Origin of the sequence: Herbaspirillum lusitanum P6-12 (genome assembly GCF_000256565.1) — a bacterium.
GTDB lineage: Bacteria > Pseudomonadota > Gammaproteobacteria > Burkholderiales > Burkholderiaceae_D > Herbaspirillum > Herbaspirillum lusitanum.
The window spans coordinates 1-26666 of record NZ_AJHH01000004.1 but is presented as its reverse complement, the minus strand read 5'-3'; the positions used below and the strand labels follow the sequence as shown (position 1 = coordinate 26666).

Genomic DNA, 26666 nt, shown 5'->3' with positions numbered 1-26666 from the left:
CAGCATGTTGCTGGCCGGCGAAACCCGCTTGACGGGGACTAATACTTTCATCGCCTGGTCCTTGGAAAAATCGAATTGACGTAAACGTTAACTGAACGGTGATTATAAAAGCAAAAGTGCGGCAAAAGCCGGACATCGTTTAAATTTAGCACGATCGTTCTTTTTAATGTGTGAAGCATACACATTAAATCGCCACAGCGAAAGTCCCCGGACGGGCTTTTTTGGAAAGGATTTTTGACAGAGTTTCCGGACGTCACCACGCCCGGATTCTGCAGTGAAAATTACACCGCCAGATGGGCCGGTTGTGCGCCGCGCAAACCGGCAATCAGATTATCGACTGCGAGTTCCGCCATCGCACAGCGCGTTTCATGCGTGGCCGAACCGATATGCGGCAAGGCCACGACATTCGGCAATTGCAGCAAAGGAGAGTCGACCGGCAACGGTTCCTGCTCGAAGACGTCGAGTCCGGCGCCGTAAATGGTCTTGCGTTGCAGCGCGTCGATCAGCGCCGACTCGTCGACGATGCGTCCGCGCGAGGCATTGATGAAGATGGCGCCCGGCTTCATCAGTCCAAATTCGCGTGCACCGATGGTGCGCTCAGTCTGTGCCGTCAGCGGCAGCATCGGGCAAACGAAGTCCGCCTGCTGAAACAGCTCGTCGCGCGACACATAAGTCGCCGCCAGCAACGCCTCCGCCTCGGGATTGGGTCGCGTATTGTGATATACGATCTTCATGCCGAAACCATGATGCGCCCGCCGCGCCACCGCGCTGCCGATGCGGCCCATGCCAAGCATGCCAAGCGTCTTGCCGTGCACGTTGACGCCGAACAGCGATTCACCGATGCTGCCCTTCCATTTGCCGGCCTTGACGAATTCCGCCAACTCCACCACGCGGCGCGCGCTGGCAAGGATCAGCGAAAAGATGGCATCTGCCGTCGCCTCGTTCAGCACGCCCGGCGTATGCGCCAGCATCAGTCCGCGCTTGCGGAAATACTCGAGGTCGAAGTTGTCGACACCGACCGACACCGTCGAGACGATCTTCAGCAACGGCGCCGCTTCAAGCATGTCGTTGCCGATCGGCAGACTGGCGCCGAGCATGCCCTGCGCCGTCGCCAGCGCCGCCAGGAACTGCGCACGGTTGCCGGCGTTGACCGCTTCGAAATAGGTGACTTCAAATTCATCGCGCAGACGCTGCAGCAGATCGTCCGGCAACTTCTTGTAAACGACTACATGTTGTTTCATTGGAGGTTCCCGGACGAGATCAGGCGGAAGCGGCGTCGAGCTGCGCGCGGGTCGGCAAGCCTTCCATGTCGCCCACCACCTGGATTGCAAAAGCGCCGATGCGGTTGCCGCGCATGACGGCCTCTGTCATGGACAAGCCTTCCAGAAAACCGCTGATCACGCCGACCGCGAAGCCGTCGCCGGCGCCGACCGTATCGACCACTTCCTTCACCGGCACGCCGGCCACCCTGCCCTCGCCCTGTCCGTTGCGCCAGTAAGCGCCCTCGGCGCCCAGCTTGATGACCACCAGCTTCACGCCGCGTTCCAGGTAGAAGCCGGCAATCTCGCGGGCATCGTCATGGCCGGTCAATATCTTGCCTTCCGACAAGCCCGGCAGCACCCAGTCCGCCTTGAAGGCCAGCGCATTCAATTGCTGCGCCATCACTTCCTGCGACGGCCACAGCATCGGCCGCAAATTCGGATCGAAGGAAATCGTCTTGCCGCGCGCCCGCATGAAATCCAGTGCGTGGTGCGCAAAAGCCATTGTGCTCGGCGACAAGGCCGCGGCAATACCCGTGGCGTGCAAATGACGCGCGCCGCCGAAATAGGCCTCGTCGAAATCGACCTGCGACAGATGGCTGGCGGCCGAACCCTTGCGGTAATACTCGATGGCCGGATCGGCGCCATCCACGGCCTTCGCCTTGAGCTGGATCGCGGTGCGGAATTCCTTGTCGATGGCCACCTGACTGACGTCGACGCCTTCCTGGGCAACGCGCTTGCAGATGAAGCGGCCGAAGGAATCGTTGCCGACGCGGCTGACCCAGCCGACTTTCAGGCCCAGGCGCGCCAGACCGATGGCGACATTGGTTTCGGCGCCGGCGAGGCGGCGCGTGTATTTTTCAACATCCGCGAAATCGCCGACTTCGTCCGCGACAAACAACGCCAGTGCTTCGCCGTACGTGACGACGTCCAGTTGTGGTTGCATTACTCGTTCTCTCTGATGGTGTGCGGAAGATGATCCGCCTAGGCTGACGCCAGCATCGCCACGTAATTGCGGGTCGCCGCTTCCAGGTCCTTGCCGATGATCGGGAATTCGATCGCGCGCTGCACGCCGCGCGGGAAATGGGAAAACAGGCGGCGCCAGACAGCGTCGTCTTCGTCGAGCGGGATCGCCTTGAGTTTGCCCTTGTCGTTCCACACGCCCTTGCAGTGCACGTATTGCACGTGCGCCGCCAGCGTGCGGGCCGCCACTTCGGCATCGACGCCGCTCCAGCGCCAGTTGCCCATGTCGAAGGTCATGCCGACCGGGACGCCGGTGCCGGAACAAACCGCCAGGAAATTGGCGATCGATTCCAGTTTCCCGCCATGTTCGGTCTGGTCGTTTTCGAGAAGTAACGGCACCGGCGCCTGCGCAACAAACCGCGACCAGTCCAGCATGTTGCTGGCCGGCGAAAAATGTCCCAGCGACACCTTCAAAAAACGCGACTGCAGCTGCTGCGCCTCGCCCATCACCTGATCGAGCTCATCGCGCGCCAGCGAACCGTCCTTGCGGAACAATTCGATCGGCGCCGAATACACCGAGAACAGCTTGTGCTTCATCAGAAGCCCGTGCAACTCGTCAAAATCAGGCAATTCGACGAACAATTCCCGGCGGATTTCCAGGCCGGCAGCACCGGCCGCGGCCACGATCGGGATCAGGTGCGCATGCCCGACCTGGCGCACGAAATCTGCGCCGTAGGCCGAGGCCGCGACCAGTACCGGGGTCTTCATTTGATGTTGCCGGCGCCGACGAACTGGCGCGCTTCCGGCGTTTGCGGATCGGAGAAAAATTCCTTCGACGGACGCGCTTCCCACACCTTGCCCTGATGCATGAACACGGTGAGATCGGCGACGCGCCGGGCGAATTCCATTTCGTGCGTGACGAGCAACATAGTCATCCCTCCCCTTGCGAGTTCTTCCATGACTTTCAGCACTTCCTGCGTCAGCTCCGGATCCAGCGCCGAGGTCACTTCATCGAACAGCATGACCTGCGGTTCCATCGCCAGCGAACGGGCAATCGCCACGCGCTGTTGCTGACCGCCCGACAATTGTTCCGGATAAGCGTCGCGCTTGTGATCAAGGCCGACTTGCTTCAGGACCTTGATCGCGGTTTCACGCGCTTTTTCGGTCGCCACTTTCTTGACGATGCGCGGCGACAGCATGACGTTCTCCTCCACGGTCAGATGCGGGAACAGGTTGTAGTGCTGGAACACCATCCCGACATCCTTGCGCAGCTCGATCAGGTGCTCATGCTTGGCGGTGAGCTTGTGACCGGCGACATTGATGCTACCACCATCAATCGTCTCCAGGCCATTGATGCAACGCAGCATGGTGCTTTTACCCGAACCGCTGCGGCCGATGACCGCAATCACCTGTCCGCGCTCGACGGACAGCGATATCCCATTCAAGACCTGGTTGCTGCCAAAGCTCTTGGTGATGTTCTCGATCTCAACGATGGGCATGGAATTTCCTTTCTAGGGCAAAACTGAAACGCGACAGCGGATAGCAAAAGATGAAATAGATCGCGGCGACAATCGGGAAAACGAGGAAAGGCTGGAACGTCGCGTTGCTGACGAGCTTGCCCGCCTGCGTCAACTCGACCAGACCGATGATGGAGGCAATCGAGGTGTTCTTGACGATCTGCACCAGGAAACCGACCGTCGGCGGCAGCGAAATACGCACCGCCTGCGGCAAGATCACGTAGCGCAGTTGCTGCCAGCGCGTCATCGCCAATGCGGTCGACGCTTCCCACTGCGGCACCGGCACGGCTTCGATACAGCCGCGCCAGATTTCGCCGAGATAGGCACTGGTGTAAATCGTCATGGCGATCGTCGCTGCCACCATCGGCGGCAGCTTGAAGCCGTAGATCGCCAGTCCGTAGAACGACAGGAACAGGATGATCAGCACCGGCGTGCCCTGGATGATCTGGATATACACGGCCGAGAGCAGCCGCAGCGGCGCCAGGTGCGAGGTGCGCATCAAGGCCACGATGAAGCCGGCGATGCCGCCGCCGAGGAAGGCCAGGGCTGACAGCAGCAGGGTCCAGCGGGCCGCTTCCAGCAGGAACACGAAGTTGTCGAAGGAAAATTCAGCGAGCATCACATTCTCCTCGGACGAGCCACGCCCAAACGGCGACGGCGTTTGAAGACCACCAGCCCGATCAGCCAGAAGGCCAGGCGGAACAGCAGGGCCAGCAGGATGTAGAGCACCATCACCACCAGGTAGATCTCGAAGCTGCGGAAGGTCTCGGCGTCGAGCAGGTTGGCCGTGGCGGTCAACTCTTCAGCCGAGATGGCCGAGACGATGCTGGAGGCCAGCATCATCAGCGTGAACTGGCTGGCCAGGGCCGGATAGACTTTTTCCAGCGCCGGCGTCAACACCACATGCCGGATCACCTGCCACCGCGTCATGGCCAACGCCTGCGCCGCTTCGATCTGCGAAGGGTGGATGGCCATCATGCCGGCCCGCACGATCTCGGTGGAATAGGCGCCGAGGTTGACCGTCATCGCCACCAGCGCGGCGATATTGGCATCGACCTGCACGCCGATGGAAGGCAGGCCAAAGAAGATGATGAACAGCTGCACCAGGAAAGGCGTGCTGCGGATCAGCTCCACATAGGATGTGACCGCAAAGCGGGCCGGCGCCGAACCGTGAATGCTCACGATCGCTCCGAAGATACCCACTGCCAAACCGCAGATCATCGATAGCGCACTGAGCCGGATGGTGAGCAAGGCTCCCCACAACAGCTGGTCCATGTGCTGAAAGATGAACGCAAACTGAAAATCATAAGACATCGTCTACTCCTTGCCGATTCGCAGGGCGGATGCGATTGCACGTCCGCCCTGCCAAACCCCTGTACTCAGGGATCAACCCAATGCAAACCTGTCTGCGATCCGTAGCGAGAGGCCATCAGCCCCGGGCCGGACGAACGCCAGCACCGACAACAGCACGGTCCAGCGTGCAGCCTCCCACAGGAAGATGAACTGGTCCCAGGAAAATTCGGCAATCATCGGTTCCCCCTTGGCCGCGCTACGCCAAGACGGCGGCGGCGTTTGAACACAACCAGACCGATGAGCCAGAAACTGAGGCGGAACAGCAGCGCCAGCAGAATATAGAGTCCCATCACGATCAGGTAAATTTCGAAGCTGCGGAAGGTTTCCGCATCAAGCAGGTTGGCGCTCGCGGTCAGCTCTTCGGCGGAAATCGCCGACACCACGCTGGACGCCAGCATCATCAGCGTGAACTGGCTGGCCAATGCCGGATAGACCTTCTCCAGCGCCGGCGTCAGCACCACGTGGCGGATCACCTGCCAGCGCGTCATCGCCAGGGCTTGCGCCGCTTCGATCTGCGAAGGGTGGACCGCCATCATGCCGGCGCGCACGATCTCGGTCGAATACGCGCCGAGATTGACCGTCATCGCCACCAGTGCGGCGACGTTGGCATCGACCTGCACACCCGCAGCGGGCAAGCCGAAAAAGATAATGAACAACTGCACCAGGAAAGGCGTGCTGCGGATCAGCTCCACATAGGATGTGACCGCAAAGCGGGCCGGCGCCGAACCGTGAATGCTCACGATCGCTCCGAAGATACCCACTGCCAAACCGCAGATCATCGATAGCGCACTGAGCCGGATGGTGAGCAAGGCTCCCCACAACAGCTGGTCCATGTGCTGAAAGATGAACGCAAACTGAAAATCATAAGACATCGTCTACTCCTTGCCGATTCGCAGGGCGGATGCGATTGCACGTCCGCCCTGCCAAACCCCTGTACTCAGGGATCAACCCAATGCAAACCTGTCTGCGATCCGTAGCGAGAGGCCATCAGCCGGTGGCGGCCGGAGCGGAGCTCAGTTGAAACCCTTGGAACGTACTTTAGTACGTGAGGATTCCGAGCACCGCCCGACGCCGGATCATGGCCTCGCAGTAGGATCCCAGGCAGGTTTTAGAAAACTGGGAGGTTTGGCAATGGCGAACCCGACCACTTGCGCGAGATCGCATCCAGTTCGCCGTTCAGCTTGACGTAGTAGATGAAGTTATTCAGCCATTGCTGCAGGTCGAAAGCACCCTTGCGCACGGTCATCGAGTTCGGTTGCACCGAGTAAGGGAACTTGATGTCGATCTTGCCGGCGCCGCGGGTCTTCACGATTTCGGTCGCCATGGTGTTCGGGATCGAGATCGCATCGACCTGACCGCTCAACAGAGCCTGGGTCACGGTGGAGTCATCTTCAAAACGGACCAGCACGGTGCCGGCAGGAGCCAGGCGAGTCAGCGCCGTGTCGTTGGTGCTGCCGCGCGAAACGCCGACCTTCTTCTTGACCAGGTCGTTCAGGTTCTTGAACTTGGAAGCGACCGGACCGACGATGGACAATTCGAAACCGCTGTAAGGAATCGTGAACATCACCGACTTGGCGCGCTCAGGCGTCGGCGCCAGGGTGGCGGCCAGGAAGTCGACCTTGCCGGATTCCAGCGCAGGAATGCGTGCAGGCGGCACCAGCGGAACGATTTCCACCGGCAGGCCGAGGTATTTGCCGATCAGGTTGGCCACGTCCACGTCATAGCCGATGGGCGTGCCCTTGGCATCGACCGAGCCGAACGGCGGCGTGCCGCTGACCACGCCGATGGTGACCTTGCCCTTCTTGATCAGGTCGGCCACGGTTTGTGCGCTGGCGCTGGCTGCTGCGCCGACTGCACAGGTAGCGGCCAGGGTCAGCGCGATGAATTTGGTGCTCAACAGATTCTTGATGCTCATGGTGTAGTCTCCTTTTCGTCATCCCCTGCCCTGGATAAGGGAGCCGGATGAACGTCCTCGTTATAGGCTTGCGCCCGCTGTAGTACGACTGTCTACGTCTTTCTTTACCGCCTCTTTTGTTGCTTTTTTTGTTGCTTTTTTTCTGAGCAGTGATGCATCACCCGTGCATTTGTTTTCTCTGGTATCGGTTCCAGAATTCTTACAAAATCATGTCTTTCGCTTGCGTGCTCGAGCCGCGCGGAATCAGGCGGCCGTCCAGCAAAATCTCGCGGCGCGGTGCGCTTTCGCCGTTGATGCGCGCCAGCAGCCGTTCAATCGCCGCAAAGCCGATGTCGTAGGTCGGCTGCTCGATAGTGCTGATGCCGCTGCCCACCAGCGGCGACCACGATAATTCATCGAAACACAGCAGGCCGATGTCTTCCGGGAAGCGCAGCTTCATGCTTTGCAGCGCCAGCGCAATTTGCAGCGACACCATGCCGTTGCCCGCCAGAATTGCCACTTTGCCAGCGCTGTTCCGGCTGCGCCGGCGCTTCAGGAAATCATCCAGCGTGGTCGCCACGTGGCCCGGCTGGTCGATGTGCACTTCCAGCGTCTCGCCATGGCAGTCCGGCCGCGTCGACATCGCCTGCAGGAAACCCGCCTGCCGCCCCTGGCGCGAACTGACGCCGTGCAACGGCTGCACCACCAGACCAATATCGCTGTAGCCGCCGGCCAGCAAGTGTTCCGTGGCCATGCGCGCCGCACCGACATTGTCCAGGCCGACCAGATCGAAATCGCAACCTTCCACGCGCCGGTCCAGCAGCACCACCGGAAACGCCGCCTGCCCCAGCTCCTTCAACGGCGTCACATTGCGCCCCTGCGTGTTGAACAGCAGGCCTTCCACGCTATAGGAATGCAGGGCCGCCAGCGATTGCTTCTCGCGCTTTTCGTCGTTGCCGGTATTGCACAGCATCAGCGTGTAACCATGTTCCTGGCAAGCCGCTTCGGCGCCATGCAGCACGGCCACCGAATAGGGGTTCAGGATATCCGCCACCAGCATCCCGATCAGCTTGGTGCGCCCGCCCTTGAGGCCGCGCGCCATCTGGCTGGGCTGATAACCGAGCCGGGCGATCGTGCTGCGAATCTGTTCGCGCAGGCGCTCCGACAGGGCGTCAAGCTCGCCGCCGAGATACCGGGAAATACTTGTCTTCGACACACCCGCCTCGCGTGCGACCTGGGCAATCGTGACTTTGCCAGCACCAGCGCTGCGCGTGTGTTGCATATAGGATTTTTGTCTCACTCTACCTGCCAAATCGTTGATTGTTATCTATCGATACATCGATTGATTTGTACTACGGATTCCCAGGTTTCTTTTTTATGATGAATCTTTGGAACCGGTTCCAAAGATAACAGTGAGAATTTTGTTTGGCAAACTATTTCACATGAAAAATTTGATAAAGAATGATGAAACGGAGCACGTAATTTCCCCTAGGAAAAATCACGCGCTATAGCCATTGGCATCCGCAACGGCTTCCCGGCACAGCGCCAATGACAATCGACTTCTGCATTTTCAAACGCCTCCGTCAATACGAATATTCCCCCGATTGGTTTGCTGCATTGCCACATGAAGCGATACAATAGATAGAAATAGTTCTCATTAACAAAACCTCCATTTCGCTCCCATGTCCTTCAAACGCACTCGTGCCGCCCTCCTCGGCCTGGCCACCATCGCACCATCAATCCTGCTGGCGCAAACCACCGACTCGACCACGTCCACCACGCCCCTCTCGTCCACCGCTGCCGCAGAGACGAACCAGCTGCCTGCCGTGACCGTGAGCGCCGACGCCGATGCCGAAACCCGCTACAACGCCGCAAAAATGCAGGTCAACAAATCTTCCGTGCCGCTGTCGCAGACGCCGCAATCCATTTCAGTGGTGCCGCGCGCCGTGCTCGACAGTCAGCAGGCCGTGACGCTTGCGGATGCGCTCAAGAATGCGCCCGGCGTGGTATCCGGCCAATACGGCCGGCGCGGCTGGGATGATCTGATCATCCGCGGCCAGGTGGCGTCCGATTCGCTGTACCTGGACGGATTGCGCACGGCCGCCTCCAATCGCGTCGCGGAGCAGTTGTTCGGCCTGGAACAAGTTGAAGTGGTGAAGGGACCGGGTTCGCTGCTGTACGGACTGGTGTTGCCGGGCGGCCTGGTCAACATGGTCAGCAAACGCCCGCAAGGCTACGACTTCGCCAACGCAGACGTCACGGTCGGTAGCCATGACTTCCGCCAGGCGACGATCGACCTGAACAAGTCGCTGTCGGAAAACGGCAAACAAGCCTTCCGCATCAACGGCCTGATCTCCAATTCCAACGACGCCACCGACTACGTCTGGTTCAAGAACCGCTACATCGCGCCGTCGCTGTCACTGGATCTCGGCGCGCGCACCGACTTCACCATCCTGACCAGCTTCCAGGAACGCGGCTATATCCGCCAGCAAGGCCTGCCGCTGTCGGGATCGATCAACCGCAACGTCAACGGCAGCATCCCGCGCAGCCGCTTCACAGGCGAACCCGCAGCGCGGCCGTACAACGCCACCGAAACCCGCCTGGGCTATTCGCTGACACACCGCTTCGATGACGGCTGGACGCTGAACAACAACCTGCGCTGGCAACAGTTTGCGATGAGCGGACAGCTGGTCGCCAATACCGCCGTCACCGGCACGACGCTGACCCGCACCGGCACCGACCAGACCTTCAACGGCGAAACCTTCACGATGGACACCAACTTGCAGCGCAGCTTCAATACGGCGGTCGGCAAACACCAGGTCACCCTCGGCTCGGACTATCTGAACACGCGTGAAGACGTGCGCTCGTTCAACTGCACCGTGGCGTCCCTGAACGTCTACAACCCGGTCTACGGCGCACGCATAGCCTGTCCTGCCACCCCGAACACCAACACCTCGACCACCGTGCGCGATCTGGGAATCTACCTGCGCGACCAGATCCAGTTCGGCGATCGCTGGCAACTGCTGGCAGGCCTGCGTCGCGACAATACATCCACCTATTCGGATAACCTCGGGACCAAAAAACACACGGACAATCCCGCCGGCGCCAACACCGGCTCGCTGGCGCTGATGGTTGAAGTGCTGCGCGGCGTGCGTCCATACGTGAGTTATTCAACCTCGTTCTATCCCAACTCCGGCACCGATGTGGGCGGCAATACCTTCAAACCGGAGACGGGCAAGCAGCTGGAAGCCGGCGTCAAGGTAGAACTGGATCAGGGCCGCACCAACCTGAACGTAGCCGTATTCGACCTGCGCCGCCGCAACGTGTTGCAGACCGACCCGACCAACACCGCCTTCAAGATCGCCGTGGGTGAGCAGCATTCGCAAGGTGGCGAGATCGGCATCACCAGCGATTTCCAGAACGGCGTCAGCCTGATGGCCGGCTATTCCTATACCTCGGCCGTGATCAGCGACGACGGCGGGCAAAAAGTCACGACCGTCGGCCAATGGCTGGACAATGTGCCGCGCCACAACTTCAACACCAGCGCGCGCTACCGCTTCAAGGGCGAACTGACCGGCTGGGAGCTCAATGGCGGCGTGCACGGCCAGAGCCGTCAGCGCACCAACGGTTACTCCCTGCCGGGCTACGTGCTGACCGACGTCGGCGTCGCCTACAATGCCGCGCGCTGGCGCACCGCCTTGAACGTCAAGAACATCTTCAATACGCAGTACTACGCCGGCGGGCTGGCCAACGCCGTTGCGCTCGGCGACGACCGCGTCGTGATGCTGACGCTGGGATATCGCTACTGATCCCGGTTACAAAACGCAAAAAAGGCCGTCCTGATGGACGGCCTTTTCATTTGCGATGGCATTGTTGCGCGAGCGTCTTTCCTACTGACCCGCCACCTGCAACTCGGCGCCATGCTTCTTCACCGCCGTCAGGACGATCTCGCTCAGTTCGGAACCGCCCTCCTGCTCCACGTGCGCCAGCAAGGCGCGGCGCATGCGCGGTTCCCAGAACCGCTTGATGTGCGTGGCCAGGTCTTTTTCCGCCTGCACGCGATCCGGCATGGTCGAGAAAAAAGTACCGATCTGGTTGGCCATCTTGATGAGGTGCGGAAGGTTCATGATGTGGTCTCGATTCTGTTAAGTGTTGCCGTCGGTCAAATCAGGCGATGCGGTCCGGCGTAGACGACATGTCCTTGCCGCCGCACGAAGCCGATCAGCGTGACGTCGGTTTCCTTCGCCAGCCGGATCGCCAGCGCGGTCGGCGCCGAAATCGCAGCGATGAAGCCGATGCCGACGGTGGCCGCCTTCTGCACCATTTCATAACTGGCGCGGCTGGTGATGATCACGGCGCCCGCCGAAAAATCCTGCTTGTCTTCCGCCAATGCACCGATCAGTTTGTCGAGCGCATTGTGGCGGCCGACGTCTTCACGCACCAGCTTGATCTTGCCGTCACGGCCCAGCCATGCCGCCGCGTGGGTGGCGCCGGTCTGCTGCTGCAATTCCTGCCGCGCCTGCATGGCGTCCAGCGCCGCGTGCAGCGTGTCGGCCGAAAACCGCAGCGCACCGGCCTGCACCGCCGCCGGATGGCGCACCGCCTGCTCCAGCGTCTCCGCCCCGCACAAGCCGCAGCCGGTGCGGCCGGTCAGATTACGGCGCTTTTCCTTCAGCGCGATGAAGCGTTCGGTGGCCACGTTCATCTGTACCTGGATGCCTTCGGCGCCCTGCACGATCTCGCAATCGTAGAGCTCGCCCGGATCAGCCAGGATGCCTTCGGTCAATGAAAAGCCCAGCGCAAAATCCTCAAGATCAGCCGGCGTCGCCATCATCACGGCGTGCGAAATGCCGTTGTACTCCAGCGCGATCGGCACTTCTTCGGCGACCACGTCGGTGACGACTTCACGTTGCCCGTCGCGCCACTTTTCCACCTCGACCTTGGCCGCTGTAGCAAATTCAGCGGCGGCAGAAACATCATCAGGCGACGGGAGGGGACATGCATTCATTGACTGCTTCTTTCTTCATTCGTTGTTTCGTTGTTGCGTTATTTGGTGACCAAAGGCTCCTGAGAGGCCTTCTCGCCTTTCAGCAAACCCAGCTGCTCACGGTTGAACCGTTCGTAATGCTGCTGCCATCCGGACGGCTGCGACACCGGCATGACCTGCACTGCCGTCACCTTGTACTCGGGGCAATTGGTGGCCCAGTCCGAGTTGTCGGTGGTGATCACGTTGGCGCCCGATTCGGGGAAGTGGAACGTGGTGTAGACCACGCCCGGCTGCACCCGCTCGGTTATCGTCGCACGCAAAACAGTCTGTCCGGCGCGCGACTCAATGCCGACCCAATCGCCTTCGCGCACGCCGCGGTCTTCGGCGTCGTGCGGATGGATTTCCAGACGGTCTTCATCGTGCCATTGCGAATTCTCCGTGCGGCGCGTCTGCGCGCCGACGTTGTATTGCGACAGGATGCGGCCGGTGGTCAGGATCAGCGGATAACGCTGCGTCACCTTCTCGTCGGTGGCGAAGTATTGCGTATTGAGGAACTTTCCCTTGCCGCGGATGAAGCTGCCGATGTGCATGATCGGCGTGCCTTCCGGCGCCGCATCGTTGCATGGCCACTGGATGCTGCCGAGGCGTTCCAGCTTGTCGTAGCTGACGCCGTGGAAACTCGGCGTCAAGGCCGCAATTTCATCCATGATTTCCGACGGATGATTGTACGGCATCGGGTAGCCGAGCGCTTCGGCCAGCGCCACCGTGACTTCCCAGTCGGACTTGCCGGACTTCGACGGCATCACCTTGCGCACGCGCGAGATGCGGCGCTCGGCGTTGGTGAAGGTGCCGTCCTTTTCGAGGAAGGACGAACCCGGCAGGAACACGTGGGCATACTTGGCGGTCTCGTTGAGGAACAGGTCCTGGATCACGATGCATTCCATCTCTTGCAAGGCGGCCGCGACGTGCTGGGTGTTCGGATCCGACTGGACGATATCCTCGCCTTCGCAATACAGCCCCTTGAAGCTGCCATCCATCGCAGCATCGAACATGTTCGGAATGCGCAAACCCGGCTCCGGATTGAGCGTCACGCCCCAGGCCTGCTCGAATTGCGAGCGCACGGTCGAATCGGAAATGTGACGATAACCCGGCAGCTCATGCGGGAAGGAACCCATGTCGCAGGAACCCTGCACATTGTTCTGGCCGCGCAGAGGATTGACGCCGACGCCTTCGCGGCCGACGTTGCCGGTGGCCATTGCCAGGTTGGCGATGCCGATCACCATGGTCGAGCCCTGTGCATGTTCAGTCACGCCCAAGCCGTAATAGATCGCGCCGTTGCCGCCGGTGGCGAACAGGCGCGCAGCGCCGCGCAGTTCTTCGGCCGGCACGCCGCAGATGGCGGACATGGCTTCCGGCGAATTGTCCGGACGCAGCACGAACTCTTTCCATTGCTCATAGGACTGGAGGTCGCAGCGTTCCTTGATGTATTCCTCGCTTTGCAGGCCTTCGGACAGGATCACGTGCGCCAGCGCGGTGATGACGGCGACGTTGGTGCCGGGACGCAGTTTGAGATGGTAATCGGCCTGGATGTGCGCCGACTTGACCATCTCAGTGGTGCGCGGATCGATCACGATCAGCTTGGCGCCCTGGCGCAGGCGGCGCTTCATTTGCGAAGCGAACACCGGATGCGCGGATGCCGGATTGGCGCCGATGATCATGATGACGTCGGACTTCATCACCGAGTCGAAGGTCTGCGTGCCGGCCGATTCGCCCAAGGTTTGCTTGAGGCCGTAGCCGGTCGGCGAATGGCAGACGCGCGCGCAGGTATCGACGTTGTTGTTGCCGAAGGCGGCGCGCACCAGCTTTTGCACCAGATAGGTTTCTTCGTTGGTGCAGCGCGAGGACGTGATGCCGCCGATGGAGTCCTTGCCGTGCTTGGCCTGGATACGACGGAACTCGCTGGCCGCATAAGACAGCGCCTCCTCCCACGACACTTCGCGCCACGGGTCGGTGATCTTGCTGCGGATCATCGGCTTGGTGATGCGGTCCTTGTGGGTTGCGTAACCCCAGGCGAAACGGCCCTTGACGCAAGAGTGGCCATGATTGGCCTTGCCGTCCTTGTACGGCACCATGCGCACCACTTCGTTGCCCTTCATCTCGGCCTTGAACGCGCAACCGACGCCGCAATAGGCGCAGGTGGTGATCTTGCTGTGCTCGGCCTGGCCCATCATGATCACGGTCTTCTCGGTCAGCGTCGCGGTCGGACAAGCCTGCACGCAGGCGCCGCAGGAGACGCATTCGGATTCCATGAAAGTGTCCATCTGTCCGGCCGTGACCCGCGACTCGAAACCGCGGCCGCTGATCGTCAGCGCGAAGGTGCCCTGCGTTTCTTCGCAGGCGCGCACGCAACGATTGCAGACGATGCACTTGGACGGGTCATAGGTGAAGTAAGGATTGGATTCGTCCTTCTTCATCTCGAGGTGGTTCTCGCCTTCGTAGCCGTAGCGCACTTCGCGCAGGCCGACGGTGCCGGCCATGTCCTGCAGTTCGCAATTGCCGTTGGTCGGGCAAGTCAGGCAATCGAGCGGATGATCGGAAATATACAGTTCCATCACGCCGCGCCGGATGTCGGCCAGCTTGGGCGTCTGCGTCTGCACCTTCATGCCGGGTTCGCAGGGCGTCGTGCATGAGGCGGGATAGCCCTTCATCTTGCGACCGTCACGGCCTTCGATCTCGACCAGGCACAGGCGACAGGAGCCGAACGGTTCCAGGCTGTCGGTGGCGCATAGCTTCGGCACGTTGATGCCCGCCTCCACCGCTGCGCGCATGACCGTGACTGCGACACCGTCGATTTCAAGAGTGACCTCGGTCTCGGACGCATCTTTCGGAAAGCGCGCCGGCGTGCCGTAATCTGTTTCGTTGAGCTGGTTCATGACAACAACTCCTTGCTGAATGCGGGGAACAGGTTTGGCTCAGGCGGCTTCTTCAGCCGGCGAACCAAAGTCTTCAGGGAAATGATTCAACGCCGACAGCACCGGATACGGCGTCAGGCCGCCCATGGCGCACAGCGAACCGTTGAGCATGGTGTCGCACAGGTCGCGCAGCAGATGGATTTGCTGCGGTCTGCTGTCTTTTCCACCTTCGTTGGCGATGATCTTGTCGATCACCTCGACGCCGCGTGTCGAGCCGATGCGGCATGGCGTGCATTTGCCGCAGGATTCAATGGCGCAGAACTCCATCGCATAGCGCGCCTGCTGCGCCATGTCGACGCCGTCATCGAACACCACCATACCGCCGTGACCGACCATCGCGCCGATGGCGGCGAAGGCTTCATAATCCAGCGGCGTGTCGAGCTGCTGCTGCGGCATGTAGGCACCTAGCGGGCCGCCCACCTGCACCGCCCGGATCGGCCGGCCGCTGAGCGTGCCGCCGCCGAAGTCCTCCAGCAACTGGCGCAAAGTCAGGCCGAAGGCCTTCTCGACCAGGCCGCCGTATTTGACGTTGCCGGCCAGCTGGAACGGCAGCGTGCCATGCGAGCGACCCACGCCGAAGTTCTTGTAGAAGTCTGCACCGCGCGCCAGGATCACCGGGACCGAGGCCAGCGAGATCAGGTTGTTGATCACGGTGGGCTTGCCGAACAGGCCTTCGATGGCCGGCAGCGGCGGCTTGGCGCGCACCACGCCGCGCTTGCCTTCCAGGCTTTCCAGCATGGCCGTTTCTTCGCCGCAGATGTAGGCCCCGGCGCCCTTGCGCACTTCCAGGCGGAAGGACTTGCCGGAACCCAGGATGTCATCGCCCAGGTAACCCTGTGCATGGGCAATGGCGATGGCTTGCTCCAGGGTGGCAATCGAATGCGGATATTCGGAGCGCACGTAGATGTAGCCTTGCGTCGCGCCGACTGCCAGACCGGCAATCGTCATGCCTTCGATCAATGTGAAGGGATCGTCTTCCATCACCATGCGATCCGAGAAGGTGCCGGAATCGCCTTCGTCGGCATTGCAGACGATGTACTTTTGCGCGGCCTTTGCAGCGGCCACGGTTTTCCACTTGATACCGGTCGGGAACGCCGCGCCGCCGCGTCCGCGCAGGCCGGAATCCAGTACTTCCTGCACGATGGCTTCGCTGCTCATGCCGACCGCGCGCTTGAGTCCGGCATAGCCTTCATGCGCCAGGTAGTCGTCCAGCGACACCGGATCGGTGATGCCGACGCGCGCAAAGGTCAGGCGCTCCTGCTTTTTCAGATAGGGAATTTCTTCGGTCAGGCCTTGCGCCAAGGGATGCTCAAATGCATCCGTCGCGTCCTCCAGGAAACCGGCGTCGAACAAACCCGCGACATCGGTCGGATCGACCGGACCATAGGCTACCCGGCCTTGTCCGGTTTCGACCTCCACCAGCGGCTCCAGCCAGAACATGCCGCGCGAACCGTTGCGCACGATGTTGACCTCGACGCCGCGCTTTTCGGCTTCGCCACGAATCGCCGCCGCCACATCGTTGGCGCCCAATGCAATCGCTGCGGAGTCGCGCGGAACGTAGACGGTCACGGTATCGTTAGCGCTCATCATGCCTCCCGCTTGGCCTGGATCAAGCGCTTGAACTTGTCGGCATCGACGCGGGCGTGCAGCTCGCCGTCGACCACCACGTTCGGACCGCAGGCGCACAGGCCCAGGCAATACACCGGCTCGAGCGTGAACTGGCCGTCGGCGGTGGTTGCATGGAAGACGCAACCCAGCGTTTTCTCCGCATGCCTGGCCAGCGCTTCGGAGCCGACCGACTGGCAGGCTTCCGCGCGGCACACCTGCACCACGTGCTTGCCGCCCGGTTGCTGGCGGAAATGGTGGTAGAAGGAAATCACGCCGTGCACCTCGGCACGCGATACGTTGAGCGCCTCGGCGATCATCGGTACCGCGTCGGCAGGCACGAAGCCGACCGCATCCTGGATGCCGTGCAGGATCGGCAGCATGGCGCCGGGCATGTGCCGGCGCGCGGCGATGACGTCCCTGACCGCACCGACGTCGAATGGCTGTTGTCTGTTCATTGTTTCGTCTCCTGCTGAACTGCTGTCCGGCCCCGGTTTCTGTTTTTTATCTTGCCGGGCCGTGGAAAAACATGCTTAGTCTCGCCGCCTGATCCTGATGGGAACCAGACGACGGCGTTGTTGCGATGTGCTGTTGCGATGAATTGCGCGCGGCGATGGACACGGCGATCCCTGCTTGCGCGAACGGCGCAGCAAAGCTCGGAAATGCTGGAAAGAAAATGGTGCAGAACGCAACTGCAAGGACTGCAGCGGCGCAAATGAAGCATGCGATCGCAAACCCGGGCGCTGCGCTGAGAAGCGTTGCGGCACGCGATCCGATCGACGAATGAGCTAGCGATTTCATGTTCTCCCTGCCTATCGATGATGCCTCGGGTTGGTACAGAACACTACGGTGGTGAAGCCGGCTGCCGCAGGGTGTTGACCCTCGCGGCAGCCTTGTTGCTCTCTTGCTTTTCTACTGCGGTTACATCATGGCTACGTCAATGCCGCTTACCTGAACAGCACCGCCGTCTTTTGCAGCGTCAGCGAAATACCCCAGATCAGCGGGATGCCGACTGCCAGCCATGCCGCGCCGATCAGGGCAGGATTGCCGCCACGGCCGACCAGCGCCATGTCTGTCGGCGACAGAGATGTGGTGTTGTCCGAAGACGACTTTTCATGCGCCAGTTGCTTTTCACGGGCCAGTTCTTCCGGCGTCATGAAGTGCTTGGCGGCGACCGGGCGGACCAGCAGGTTGCAGATCAAGCCCACCACCAGCATGCCTGCCAGGATGTACATCGTGGTGTTGTAGACCTGCTCGCGCGGCATGCCGAGCGACAACTGGTACTCGCGCATGTAGTTCACCACCACCGGGCCGAGGATGCCGGCGGTCGCCCATGCAGTCAGCAGGCGACCGTGGATCGCGCCGACCATTTGCGTACCGAACAAGTCAGCCAGGTAAGCCGGCACCGTCGAAAAACCACCGCCGTACATTGACAGGATGATGCAGACCGCACCGACGAACAGCGCGATGCTGCCGGCCTTGGCCGACCATGGCAGGCTCACGTACAGGATGAAGCCCAAGACGAAGAAGATCACGTACGTCATCTTGCGACCGAAGAAGTCGGAGCACGACGCCCACACGAAACGACCGCCGATGTTGAACAGGCTGATCAGACCGGTGAAACCGGCTGCAATCGCAGCGATCGCGGCTTTTTGCTCGATCGACAGATCGCTGAAGCCGACGTTGACGCCCAGCAGATGGCCGCCGAAAACTTCCTGCAGCATCGGCGACGAGATGCCGATCACGCCGATGCCGGCCGACACGTTCAGGCACAGCACCAGCCACACCAGCCAGAACTGGGGAATGCCCCAGACCTTGCTCACGTGCACGTGGTTTTGCGTGATCATGGTGCTGTTGGTGGTTGCCGGCGGCGTCCAGCCCGCTGGTTTCCAGCCGCTCGGCGGAACACGGTAGCCCAGTGCGCCGGCCATCATGAAGACGAAATAGATCACTGCCATGGCGACAAAGGTTTCCCACACGCCAACCGAGGTCGGGGTAGCGAAATGCTTCATCAGCTTGTCGGCCAGCGGGCTGCCGACCAGCGCGCCGCCGCCGAAGCCCATGATCGCCATGCCGGTCGCCATGCCGCGACGGTCCGGGAACCATTTGATCAGCGTCGACACCGGCGAGATGTAGCCGAGACCGAGGCCGATGCCGCCGATCACCCCGGAGCCCAGCCACATGAGCCAGATCTGGTGGGTATAGACGCCCAAGGCGGAAATCAGCAAGCCGCCGCACCAGCACAGCGCGGAGACCACGCCGGCCTTGCGCGGACCTGCGCGCTCGAGCCAACCGCCCCAGATCGCGGCGGAAATGCCGAGCAGGACGAAGAACATCGTATACATCCAGCCCAGCATGGAAATCTTCCAGTCACAGGTGGTGGAGAATACTTGCGCGAAAAAACCGGTATCCGGCGCACAGGCGATCGACTCCTTGATGCCGAGCGCCCTGGACAGGGGCAGCCAGAATACGGAGAAACCGTATGCCATGCCAATACACAGATGAATTGCCAATGCGGCAGGCGGTACCAGCCAGCGGTTGAACCCGGGCTTGGCGATGGTGTGTTCCTTTTGCAGGAAATCGAAGGCCATTGTTCCCTCCTCTTTGATGTTGTGGGGCGGCAATTATATGCAAGTCGAATGAATTCGGCTATTTATGCAAAAATATGCCTATAGTTTTTCTGAGCTACGCCTACTGCCGCGAAGGTATCATTGAAATTCTACCGACTCAATATGCTATTTTTTTCATATATATGTACAAGGTTAACATCAAGCCCCACTGGGAAATCGCCCACGGCGACGACTCCCCGCTCGACACCACGGAACTGCTTGCCCTATTGACCGCGGTCCAGCAAACCGGCTCGATCGCCAAGGCGGCGCAGCAGTTGCGCCACTCGTATCGGCATGCGTGGGGCTTGCTGCGCACCTCTGAACAATTGTTCGGCCACAGCCTGATCGCCAGCGGCCGCGGACGCGGCACCACGTTGACGCCCTTCGCCAGCAAATTGCTGTGGGCTGATCGCATGGTCAGCGCACGCTTGTCGCCGACGCTCGACAGCCTGGCGTCGGAACTGGAAATCGAATTGGGCAAGACCGTCGAAGGCAAATCCAAGACCGTACGCCTGAACGCCAGCCACGGTTTCGCGGTGGCGGCGCTGCTCAGCCAGTTCAACCAGGCCAAGCTGCCTGTAGAGGTACGCTATCGCCACAGCACCGACGCCGTGGCCGCGCTGTCGCGCCAGGAATGCGACCTGGCAGGCTTCCACGTACCGCTGGGAGAATTTGAAAAACCGGCCATTGCCACCTATGCCAAATGGCTCAACAAGCGCAGCGACTGCCTGATCCATCTTGCCGTGCGCAGCCAGGGCCTGTTCGTCGCCCCCGGCAATCCCAAGAATATCCACAGCCTGGCCGACCTGACCCGCAGCGACCTGCGCTTCGTCAACCGCGAAGCCGGTTCAGGCACGCGCATGCTGCTGGAACTGATGCTGGCCGGACAAGGCATTTCACACAAGAGGATCAACGGTTTCGAGAACACCGAATTCACGCATTCGGCAGTCGCGGCCTTCATCGCCAGCGGCATGGCCGATGTCGGCTTCGGCGTGCAGACGGCGTCGCATCGCTTCGGACTGGACTTCATCCCGCTGGTGCGCGAGCGCTACTTCTTTGCGCTGCCGATGGCGTCATTGAACGACCCGCTGGTACGGGCGGTGGTCGATATCGTGCAATCGCCGACGTTCCGCGCGGTGGTCGACGACCTGACCGGCTATGAAGGCGCCGACACCGGCAAGATACAAAGCGTGCAGGAAGCCTTTCCCTGAAGCTGCGTGAAGATGCTCAGCGCGCAGGTGCAGCGTGCACAGTTTGCACAGCATGCACATTCAGATTTTTCTGCAGGAAGCGCACGCACTCCCTGATCTTGGCGGAGTTCTTGAGCTGCAGCGGATATACCGCGCACAGGTCGGCTTCCTGAAAGTACGCCGGCAACACCCGCACCAGGCTGCCGTCCTTGAGGCTGGCGGCGACATCCCAGATCGAACGCAGAATCACGCCATGGCCGTCGATGGCCCATTGGTGGATGATTTCACCGTGGTTCGACGCCAGCCCGCCGGCCACCTTGACCGTCTCGGCGCCGTTCGGTCCCATCATGCGCCAGATGCCGAACGACTGGTTGCGCTCGCGGATCACCAGGCATTGGTGCTGCGTCAGGTCCGACAGGGTCTGCGGCGCACCGTGCCGGGCGAGGTAATCGGGACTGGCGCACAGCACGCGCTGGCTGGCGATGATGCGCTTGGCGAACAGGTGCGGCTCATGCACCGGGCCGACGCGGATGTCGAGGTCGAAACCTTCATTGATCATGTCGACCTGGCGATCGAACAATTCCAGCTGAATGCGCAGCGCGGGATGCAGGCGCGCGAATTCCGACAGCAGCGGCGATACATATTTGCGACCCAACGCAAAGCTGGTGCTGATCTTCAGCAGCCCGCGCGGCACCTGCTTGGCGCTGCTGACGGTTTCCAGCATCTGGTCGACGTCGTCGAGGATGCGGCGCGCCCATTCATGCACGTTACTGCCCTCTTCGGTCATCACCACGCTGCGCGTGGTGCGATGGAACAGCCGCACGCCCAGCGCCGCCTCCAGCAGCGCGATTCGCTTGCTGATGTAGGCCGGCGACGAGCCCATCTCCTTGGCCGATTCGGCAAAACTGTTCTTGCGCGCCACCACGCAGAACAAACGCAAGTCTTCCAGCAAGGGCGGTGCGACGCTTTGATTGTTCACGAATCGTGTTTTATGAAGTAACCGATCCGTGAATTATAGCGAGGTCGGGGGCCGTTATGATTTCCGTCTGGTTTTTAAAGGAGAAAGCACCATGACCAAACACAAGGTAGCCGTCATCGCCGGCGACGGCATCGGCCAGGAAGTCATCCCCGAGGGCTTGCGCGCGGTCGATGCCGCAGCGAAGAAGTTCGGCATCGAGATCGAGTACACCCATTTCGACTGGGCCCACTGCGGCTATTACGCCAAGCACGGCAAGATGATGCCGGACGACTGGTTCGATCAGCTGAAGGGCTTCGAGGCGATCTTCTTCGGCGCGGTCGGCTGGCCCGCCACGGTGCCGGATCACGTGTCGCTATGGGGTTCGCTGCTGAAGTTCCGCCGCGACTTCGACCTGTACGTCAACCTGCGCCCGGTGCGCCTGATGCCCGGCGTACCCTGCCCGCTGGCCGGCCGCAAACCCGGCGACATCGATTTCTACGTGGTGCGCGAAAACACCGAAGGCGAGTATTCGTCCATCGGCGGCCGCATGTATGAAGGCACCGACCGTGAAATCGTGATCCAGGAATCGGTCTTTACGCGCCACGGCGTCGACCGCATCCTCAAATTCGCCTACGACCTGGCGCAGAGCCGTCCGAAGAAACACCTGACCTCGGCCACCAAGTCCAACGGCATCGCCATCACCATGCCGTACTGGGACGAGCGGGTCGAAGCGATGGGCAAGAACTACGGCGATGTCAAGACCGACAAGTACCACATCGACATCCTGACCGCGCATTTCGTCCTGAATCCGCAGCGTTTCGACGTCGTGGTTGCGCCCAATCTGTTCGGCGACATCCTGTCCGATCTCGGCCCGGCCTGCGCCGGCACCATCGGCATCGCACCGACGGCCAACCTCAATCCGGACCGCAAGCTGCCGTCGCTGTTCGAGCCGGTGCACGGTTCGGCGCCCGACATCGCTGGCAAGAACATCGCCAACCCGGTCGCCACGATCTGGTCCGGCGCGATGATGCTGGACTTCCTCGGCAACGGCAATCCGAAGTACAAGCAAGCCCACGACGCCATCCTGGCCGCGATCGAAACGGTGCTGGTGGCAGGACCGAAGACGCCTGACCTCGGCGGCAGCGGCGACACCACTTCGGTCGGCAAAGCGATCGCTGCGGCGATCTGATGTACTAAGGCCAAGCAAAACGTCCGGATGCGGATCGCGCTCGACAGAAGCGCGGCCGCATCGTCCAAACGGATGCCATCCCAGACAGGAGGAGACACCATGCAACACTGGAAAGCCATCGTCGCAACCGCGGCCATCGCCCTATTCACCACAGCGGTACAGGCGCAGACAGCCCAGCAGCCGATCATCATCAAATTCAGCCACGTCGTCGCGGCCAACACGTCCAAGGGCAAGACTGCGGACTATTTCAAGAAGATCGTCGAAGAGCGCACCGGCGGCCGTGTCAAGGTCGAGGTCTATCCCAACAGCCAGCTCTACAAGGACAAGGAAGAACTGGAAGCCCTGCAAATGGGCTCGGTGCAGATGCTGGCGCCGACCTTCGGCAAATTCGGCCCGATGGGCGTGCGCGAGTTCGAAGTGTTCGACCTGCCCTACCTGTTCGACAACATGGCCCAGGCGCAGAAGGTGACGCAGGGACCGATCGGCCACGCGCTGCTGAAGAAGCTGGATGCCAAGGGCCTCACCGGACTGGCGATGTGGGACAGCGGCTTCCTCGACTGGACCTCCAACAAGCCGATCCAGAAACCGTCCGACATCAAGGGCATGAAGATCCGCATCCAGTCGTCCAAGGTGATCGACGCGCGCACCCGCGTGGTCGGCGCGTTGCCGCAGGTGATGCCGTGGTCCGAGATCTACCAGGGCTTGCAGACCGGCGTGGTCGACGGCCAGGAAAATCCTCCCTCCATCGTCAGCACCGCCAAACTGTTTGAAGTGCAGAAGTTCATGACGATCTCGGAGCACGGCTATCACGGCTATGTGTTCATCGCCAACAAGCGCTTCTGGGATGCGCTGCCGGCCGATCTCAAGCCGGTCATGGACAAGGCTGTCAAGGACGCCACCGAGTATTTCAACAGCAACGCCAAGAAAGAAAACGACGATGCCCTGGAAGACATCCGGAAAACCGGCAAGATGAAAATCCTGACCATGACGCCGGAAGAAAAGAACGAATGGAAAGCCATCCAGTACAAGGTCCATCGCGAGATGGAAGACCGCATCGGCAAGGACCTGATCCAGTCGATCTACAAGGAAATCGGGCGCGGACCGGACGGCAAGTAAGGCTCGACCAAGTCCGCCAGCAAGCCGGCGTTTCCTGCGAGGAATGCCGGCTTTTTTGCGTCTGTGGCAATTTCGGAATTACAGCGGCCTCATGCCGTGTTAGGATTTGCGCCGTAAAATGACCGGACGTCCACCAGTAAAATTCATGAAGATTCGACTCGCGCACTACATCGCCGCCGGGAGCGCTTATACGCTGCTGTGGTCGGTGACGTTGCTGATCATGCTGGAAGACGACGTGGCCATGCTGGCGTTCATGCTGTCGTGATGTGAATGAACACTCCACCCTCACCGAACGGGACAAGATGAAATTTGCAGTGCTGGCATTGTTGCTGGTGTCGAACCAGGTGTTTGCCGCGCAATGGTCATTGCTCGGCAACAACGACCTCGGCACCTTCTTTGTCGACAAGTCCAGCATCGAGCGCGGACGCAGCATCCTGCAGGCCAACGTCCTGCTCAACTGGACCAAGCCGCAAGTGCTGCAGGGGCACGGCAAATACTATTCCTCGGAAGTCTCCGTCGCCTACATCGATTGCGACGACAAGCGCATCGGCTTCGGCAGCCGCACCATGTACGCCAAGGCGGATGCCCAGGGCGCCGCGCTGTTTTCCCCTTACCTCGCCTACGGCGACACCCGGCTGCAAGACGCCGTGCCCGGTTCGACCGGCGCCCAGATGATCAAGATCATCTGCGGTCTCAAGTAATTTGTCCCGACGCCGGATCATGGCCTCGCAGTAAGATCGCGGACAGGTTCACACCTTCATTGGCAGGATTACCATCTGCAGGCCGTCAAAATGCAGCCGGCGCTGGATCGCCAGCGCGGCCTGGTTGTGCAGCAGGCGGATGAACCAGTTGTCCTGTTCGAAAATCAGTTTGCTGGTGAAGAAAATCGCATTCGGATATTCCCGGCTGATGTCGAAGCACAGCTTGGTCACTTCCTGCACCGCGTCGGTACCGAAACCCAGGTAAGACGACGATGCCATGCCGTGGCTGCGGCAGAAATCCACGAAGAACTGCAGCGTCGCATTCGCTTCGGCGCGCATTTGCTCGACCGCGCCTTCGCCGCCGTAGGCATGCGAATCGACCGTGCGCGCATTGACGAAGATGAAGTTCTTGAAATGACCGGGGAACATGCGTTGCACCCACAGCAAGGCATGCAGGCCGCCGCCGCGTGAAGTGCCGACGATGAATACCGCGGTCTGGTCGACCGGATCCGGCACGATGGCGTCCATGTTGGGACCGAACGGCTGGCTGGAGAAGATCTGGTCGACCGAGCGGATCGCCTCCTTGGTCTCGCGGTAATGATTCCGGATATAGATACACAGCGCTGCAATGCCGGCGATGATCACCGCCGTGGCCCAGCCGCCTGCAAACATCTTTTCGTACAGCAGCACCGACAGGATCGAAGCGCAAATCACGAAGCCGGTCAGCGACAACAGGAAGCTGGCGCCACCAGTAACGGCACAGGCCGAACAGTGAAATGGCGAAGGTCAGGAACACCGAAATCGAATACAGCACGATCAGCAGCGTCACGCTGCCCTGGGTCCAGAACAGGATCGCCAGCGCGGCGATGCCCATCACCAGGATGCCGTTCTGCGTGACCAGCCGCGTCGACAGGTAGCGGAATTTATGCGGCACCCAGGAGTCGGCCGCCATGTTGGACAACACTGCCGGCCCCCCGAGGAAACCGGTATTGGCAGCCACGAACAACAAGCCCGCCTCGAACGCCAGCACCACCGCCAGCAGGAGGTCATTGAGCCACTGGCTACCGATGCCCATGCTGTCGATGATCAGGCGGAACGTGGTGGCGTTGAGGGTTTCGCCGTCGACATGGCGCGCATCCCACAACAGATACAGCAGGAAGATGCCGCCGGCCGTGAACGCCAGCGACAGGGCCATGTACAACATGGTCATCTTGCCGGTGCGTACGCGCGGCTCGGCCAGCATGTTGACGTTGTTGGAGACGGCTTCCAGTCCGGTGTAAGTGCCGCCGCCTTGCGAATACGCCAGCAGCAGCATGCCCGCCACGCCCGCCCAGCCGATTTGCCGGGTCAGGCTGCCGGTGTCGGCCAGCGTGGTCGGCACCAATGCCGGCAGGTATTCCGCATGCACGAAAATACCGTAGACGATCAGCACCAGATGGGTGGCGACGAAGCCGAGGAACACCGGCAGCAGGAAACGGATGGCTTCCTTGAGGCCGCGCAGGTTGAGCACGATCAGCATGCCGACAAAGAAGGCCTCGGCCCACAGTTTGTAATCCTGGAAGCCCAGCGGCAGGAGCGACGCCAGCGCGTCGACGCCGGAGGCGACTGAAATGGCGATGGTCAGCACGTAGTCGAGGATCAGCGCCACGCCCGAGACCAGGCCGAGATAAGGACCGACCAGCTTGGTGGCGACGCGGTAGCCGCCGCCGCCGGTGGGGAATAATTCAATGACCTGGTTATAGGCCAGCGCGATGATGAAGACCGTCAGGGCGGTCGCCAGCGCCAGGTACAGGCCCAGATGGGTATGCTCGCCGAGCGCCCGGAAGCTCTCTTCCGGACCGTACGCCGAGGACGACAAACCGTCCGCGCCCAACCCCACCCACGCCAGAAAAGCCACCAAGGCCAGCGAATGGCGCGTCTCGCTCTTGAGCGGGTCGAGCGCCTTGCCCAACAAAATTTCTCGAATCTTCAACATGCAATGTGTGCCGGATACTGATCAGCATTTTTTCCGTTCAAGCGGCGATGATACCTCTTTGTACTGCGCTGCGGCATCGGAACTCATGTCAGGACGTCAATGAAGGTATTGCCCGGTCGTCCAAAATGGGTCATAATCGCGGTCTTGCGTTGCCGGGATGGCGGAATAGGTAGACGCACGGGACTCAAAATCCCGCGGTGGTGACACCGTGCCGGTTCGATTCCGGCTCCCGGCACCAGTCGTACGGAAGCACGCAGCAATACGGGCAAGAAGCAGTAAAAGGCAGTTGGCAACAAGGAAACAAACGACGGTGCGCGCAAAAAAGCGCCGACGAACAAAACAGGTAGGAACGATCATTCGTCCCTGCCTTTTTTTTTT

23 protein-coding genes, 1 tRNA gene and 1 pseudogene are annotated in these 26666 nt (G+C 60.9%); 6 read left to right on the top strand and 19 right to left on the bottom strand.

Translation table 11 applies throughout. From position 1 onward, the window contains the following. Window positions 1–281: 281 nt before the first annotated feature. From HLUSI_RS0100205 to HLUSI_RS26245, 10 genes are all read right to left on the bottom strand, one after another. Window positions 282–1241 (bottom strand): 2-hydroxyacid dehydrogenase, encoded by a 960-nt coding sequence (locus HLUSI_RS0100205; protein ID WP_016832040.1) that lies wholly within the window; start codon window positions 1239–1241, stop codon window positions 282–284. Window positions 1242–1260: 19 nt separating this feature from the next. Next, entirely contained in the window at window positions 1261–2205 is a 945-nt protein-coding gene (locus tag HLUSI_RS0100200) for a sugar kinase (protein WP_016832039.1), read from the bottom strand. Window positions 2206–2243: 38 nt separating this feature from the next. Then, the gene (locus HLUSI_RS0100195; RefSeq protein ID WP_016832038.1) at window positions 2244–2990 is read right to left on the bottom strand and encodes a sugar phosphate isomerase/epimerase family protein; all 747 of its coding nucleotides are present in this window, start codon (window positions 2988–2990) and stop codon (window positions 2244–2246) included. Beyond that, complete coding sequence (locus HLUSI_RS0100190) at window positions 2987–3721, bottom strand: amino acid ABC transporter ATP-binding protein (protein WP_016832037.1); 735 nt, start codon at window positions 3719–3721, stop codon at window positions 2987–2989. The genes HLUSI_RS0100195 and HLUSI_RS0100190 overlap by 4 nt, the downstream gene beginning before the upstream one ends. Then, window positions 3708–4358: an amino acid ABC transporter permease gene (locus tag HLUSI_RS0100185; RefSeq protein WP_016832036.1), complete on the bottom strand. Its 651-nt coding sequence runs from the start codon at window positions 4356–4358 to the stop codon at window positions 3708–3710. The genes HLUSI_RS0100190 and HLUSI_RS0100185 overlap by 14 nt, the downstream gene beginning before the upstream one ends. Next, on the bottom strand, window positions 4358–5053 hold the full coding sequence (locus HLUSI_RS0100180) for an amino acid ABC transporter permease (protein WP_016832035.1): 696 nt from the start codon (window positions 5051–5053) through the stop codon (window positions 4358–4360). Before HLUSI_RS0100180 ends, HLUSI_RS0100185 begins: the two co-directional genes overlap by 1 nt. 72 nt (window positions 5054–5125) lie before the next feature. Further along, window positions 5126–5269, bottom strand: a complete 144-nt coding sequence (locus HLUSI_RS33735) for a hypothetical protein (protein ID WP_016832034.1) — start codon at window positions 5267–5269, stop codon at window positions 5126–5128. Beyond that, window positions 5266–5964, bottom strand: coding sequence for an amino acid ABC transporter permease (locus HLUSI_RS0100170; protein WP_016832033.1), 699 nt, complete (start codon window positions 5962–5964; stop codon window positions 5266–5268). The genes HLUSI_RS33735 and HLUSI_RS0100170 overlap by 4 nt, the downstream gene beginning before the upstream one ends. A 236-nt stretch (window positions 5965–6200) precedes the next feature. After that, on the bottom strand, window positions 6201–7007 hold the full coding sequence (locus tag HLUSI_RS0100165; RefSeq protein ID WP_016832032.1) for a transporter substrate-binding domain-containing protein: 807 nt from the start codon (window positions 7005–7007) through the stop codon (window positions 6201–6203). Between the two features lie 199 nt (window positions 7008–7206). After that, window positions 7207–8268: a LacI family DNA-binding transcriptional regulator gene (locus tag HLUSI_RS26245; protein WP_016832031.1), complete on the bottom strand. Its 1062-nt coding sequence runs from the start codon at window positions 8266–8268 to the stop codon at window positions 7207–7209. A 400-nt stretch (window positions 8269–8668) separates the two neighbouring features. Here HLUSI_RS26245 and HLUSI_RS0100155 point away from each other — a divergent pair, with 400 nt between their 5' ends. After that, window positions 8669–10795, top strand: a complete 2127-nt coding sequence (locus HLUSI_RS0100155) for a TonB-dependent siderophore receptor (protein ID WP_016832030.1) — start codon at window positions 8669–8671, stop codon at window positions 10793–10795. An 81-nt stretch (window positions 10796–10876) separates the two neighbouring features. Here the strand turns inward: HLUSI_RS0100155 and HLUSI_RS0100150 are convergent, their stop codons facing one another. The 7 genes from HLUSI_RS0100150 to HLUSI_RS0100120 all read right to left on the bottom strand — a co-directional run bounded on the left by HLUSI_RS0100150 (window position 10877) and on the right by HLUSI_RS0100120 (window position 19141). Further along, complete coding sequence (locus HLUSI_RS0100150) at window positions 10877–11113, bottom strand: formate dehydrogenase subunit delta (RefSeq protein ID WP_016832029.1); 237 nt, start codon at window positions 11111–11113, stop codon at window positions 10877–10879. A gap of 35 nt (window positions 11114–11148) precedes the next feature. Further along, window positions 11149–11994 carry a formate dehydrogenase accessory sulfurtransferase FdhD gene (gene fdhD, locus HLUSI_RS0100145; RefSeq protein ID WP_016832028.1) on the bottom strand — a complete coding sequence of 282 codons (846 nt, stop codon included), beginning with the start codon at window positions 11992–11994 and terminating at the stop codon, window positions 11149–11151. Window positions 11995–12032: 38 nt separating this feature from the next. Beyond that, complete coding sequence (fdhF, locus tag HLUSI_RS0100140; RefSeq protein ID WP_016832027.1) at window positions 12033–14906, bottom strand: formate dehydrogenase subunit alpha; 2874 nt, start codon at window positions 14904–14906, stop codon at window positions 12033–12035. Between the two features lie 39 nt (window positions 14907–14945). Beyond that, window positions 14946–16532 (bottom strand): formate dehydrogenase beta subunit, encoded by a 1587-nt coding sequence (locus tag HLUSI_RS0100135; RefSeq protein ID WP_016832026.1) that lies wholly within the window; start codon window positions 16530–16532, stop codon window positions 14946–14948. Beyond that, the gene (locus tag HLUSI_RS0100130) at window positions 16532–17008 is read right to left on the bottom strand and encodes a formate dehydrogenase subunit gamma (protein WP_016832025.1); all 477 of its coding nucleotides are present in this window, start codon (window positions 17006–17008) and stop codon (window positions 16532–16534) included. The genes HLUSI_RS0100135 and HLUSI_RS0100130 overlap by 1 nt, the downstream gene beginning before the upstream one ends. A gap of 46 nt (window positions 17009–17054) precedes the next feature. Further along, window positions 17055–17351 carry a hypothetical protein gene (locus HLUSI_RS32235; RefSeq protein WP_157137704.1) on the bottom strand — a complete coding sequence of 99 codons (297 nt, stop codon included), beginning with the start codon at window positions 17349–17351 and terminating at the stop codon, window positions 17055–17057. 146 nt (window positions 17352–17497) lie between these two features. After that, the gene (locus HLUSI_RS0100120; protein ID WP_016832023.1) at window positions 17498–19141 is read right to left on the bottom strand and encodes an OFA family MFS transporter; all 1644 of its coding nucleotides are present in this window, start codon (window positions 19139–19141) and stop codon (window positions 17498–17500) included. A gap of 161 nt (window positions 19142–19302) precedes the next feature. Between HLUSI_RS0100120 and HLUSI_RS0100115 the strand changes: the two genes are divergently transcribed. After that, on the top strand, window positions 19303–20370 hold the full coding sequence (locus HLUSI_RS0100115; RefSeq protein ID WP_016832022.1) for a substrate-binding domain-containing protein: 1068 nt from the start codon (window positions 19303–19305) through the stop codon (window positions 20368–20370). A gap of 16 nt (window positions 20371–20386) precedes the next feature. Here the strand turns inward: HLUSI_RS0100115 and HLUSI_RS0100110 are convergent, their stop codons facing one another. Next, window positions 20387–21328 carry a LysR family transcriptional regulator gene (locus tag HLUSI_RS0100110; RefSeq protein WP_029362944.1) on the bottom strand — a complete coding sequence of 314 codons (942 nt, stop codon included), beginning with the start codon at window positions 21326–21328 and terminating at the stop codon, window positions 20387–20389. A 91-nt stretch (window positions 21329–21419) separates the two neighbouring features. Between HLUSI_RS0100110 and HLUSI_RS0100105 the strand changes: the two genes are divergently transcribed. The 3 genes from HLUSI_RS0100105 to HLUSI_RS0100090 all read left to right on the top strand — a co-directional run bounded on the left by HLUSI_RS0100105 (window position 21420) and on the right by HLUSI_RS0100090 (window position 24313). Next, complete coding sequence (locus HLUSI_RS0100105; protein ID WP_016832020.1) at window positions 21420–22496, top strand: tartrate dehydrogenase; 1077 nt, start codon at window positions 21420–21422, stop codon at window positions 22494–22496. A gap of 99 nt (window positions 22497–22595) precedes the next feature. Next, on the top strand, window positions 22596–23612 hold the full coding sequence (locus tag HLUSI_RS0100100; protein ID WP_016832019.1) for a DctP family TRAP transporter solute-binding subunit: 1017 nt from the start codon (window positions 22596–22598) through the stop codon (window positions 23610–23612). A 302-nt stretch (window positions 23613–23914) separates the two neighbouring features. Beyond that, window positions 23915–24313, top strand: coding sequence for a surface-adhesin E family protein (locus HLUSI_RS0100090; RefSeq protein ID WP_016832017.1), 399 nt, complete (start codon window positions 23915–23917; stop codon window positions 24311–24313). A gap of 48 nt (window positions 24314–24361) precedes the next feature. Here the strand turns inward: HLUSI_RS0100090 and HLUSI_RS26235 are convergent. Then, window positions 24362–26288: pseudogene (locus tag HLUSI_RS26235) on the bottom strand (APC family permease). Window positions 26289–26439: 151 nt separating this feature from the next. Between HLUSI_RS26235 and HLUSI_RS0100070 the strand changes: the two are divergent. Then, window positions 26440–26526: transfer RNA gene (locus tag HLUSI_RS0100070), tRNA-Leu, on the top strand. Window positions 26527–26666 lie beyond the last annotated feature (140 nt).

Bases quoted from the DNA above. Each gene is read 5' to 3' on its own strand.
- HLUSI_RS0100205 (WP_016832040.1), bottom strand. From the start codon at position 1,241: ATGAAACAACATGTAGTCGTTTACAAGAAGTTGCCGGACGATCTGCTG.
- HLUSI_RS0100200 (WP_016832039.1), bottom strand. From the start codon at position 2,205: ATGCAACCACAACTGGACGTCGTCACGTACGGCGAAGCACTGGCGTTG.
- HLUSI_RS0100195 (WP_016832038.1), bottom strand. From the start codon at position 2,990: ATGAAGACCCCGGTACTGGTCGCGGCCTCGGCCTACGGCGCAGATTTC.
- HLUSI_RS0100190 (WP_016832037.1), bottom strand. From the start codon at position 3,721: ATGCCCATCGTTGAGATCGAGAACATCACCAAGAGCTTTGGCAGCAAC.
- HLUSI_RS0100185 (WP_016832036.1), bottom strand. From the start codon at position 4,358: ATGCTCGCTGAATTTTCCTTCGACAACTTCGTGTTCCTGCTGGAAGCG.
- HLUSI_RS0100180 (WP_016832035.1), bottom strand. From the start codon at position 5,053: ATGTCTTATGATTTTCAGTTTGCGTTCATCTTTCAGCACATGGACCAG.
- HLUSI_RS33735 (WP_016832034.1), bottom strand. From the start codon at position 5,269: ATGATTGCCGAATTTTCCTGGGACCAGTTCATCTTCCTGTGGGAGGCT.
- HLUSI_RS0100170 (WP_016832033.1), bottom strand. From the start codon at position 5,964: ATGTCTTATGATTTTCAGTTTGCGTTCATCTTTCAGCACATGGACCAG.
- HLUSI_RS0100165 (WP_016832032.1), bottom strand. From the start codon at position 7,007: ATGAGCATCAAGAATCTGTTGAGCACCAAATTCATCGCGCTGACCCTG.
- HLUSI_RS26245 (WP_016832031.1), bottom strand. From the start codon at position 8,268: ATGCAACACACGCGCAGCGCTGGTGCTGGCAAAGTCACGATTGCCCAG.
- HLUSI_RS0100155 (WP_016832030.1), top strand. From the start codon at position 8,669: ATGTCCTTCAAACGCACTCGTGCCGCCCTCCTCGGCCTGGCCACCATC.
- HLUSI_RS0100150 (WP_016832029.1), bottom strand. From the start codon at position 11,113: ATGAACCTTCCGCACCTCATCAAGATGGCCAACCAGATCGGTACTTTT.
- fdhD (WP_016832028.1), bottom strand. From the start codon at position 11,994: ATGAATGCATGTCCCCTCCCGTCGCCTGATGATGTTTCTGCCGCCGCT.
- fdhF (WP_016832027.1), bottom strand. From the start codon at position 14,906: ATGAACCAGCTCAACGAAACAGATTACGGCACGCCGGCGCGCTTTCCG.
- HLUSI_RS0100135 (WP_016832026.1), bottom strand. From the start codon at position 16,532: ATGAGCGCTAACGATACCGTGACCGTCTACGTTCCGCGCGACTCCGCA.
- HLUSI_RS0100130 (WP_016832025.1), bottom strand. From the start codon at position 17,008: ATGAACAGACAACAGCCATTCGACGTCGGTGCGGTCAGGGACGTCATC.
- HLUSI_RS32235 (WP_157137704.1), bottom strand. From the start codon at position 17,351: ATGAAATCGCTAGCTCATTCGTCGATCGGATCGCGTGCCGCAACGCTT.
- HLUSI_RS0100120 (WP_016832023.1), bottom strand. From the start codon at position 19,141: ATGGCCTTCGATTTCCTGCAAAAGGAACACACCATCGCCAAGCCCGGG.
- HLUSI_RS0100115 (WP_016832022.1), top strand. From the start codon at position 19,303: ATGTACAAGGTTAACATCAAGCCCCACTGGGAAATCGCCCACGGCGAC.
- HLUSI_RS0100105 (WP_016832020.1), top strand. From the start codon at position 21,420: ATGACCAAACACAAGGTAGCCGTCATCGCCGGCGACGGCATCGGCCAG.
- HLUSI_RS0100100 (WP_016832019.1), top strand. From the start codon at position 22,596: ATGCAACACTGGAAAGCCATCGTCGCAACCGCGGCCATCGCCCTATTC.
- HLUSI_RS0100090 (WP_016832017.1), top strand. From the start codon at position 23,915: ATGAAATTTGCAGTGCTGGCATTGTTGCTGGTGTCGAACCAGGTGTTT.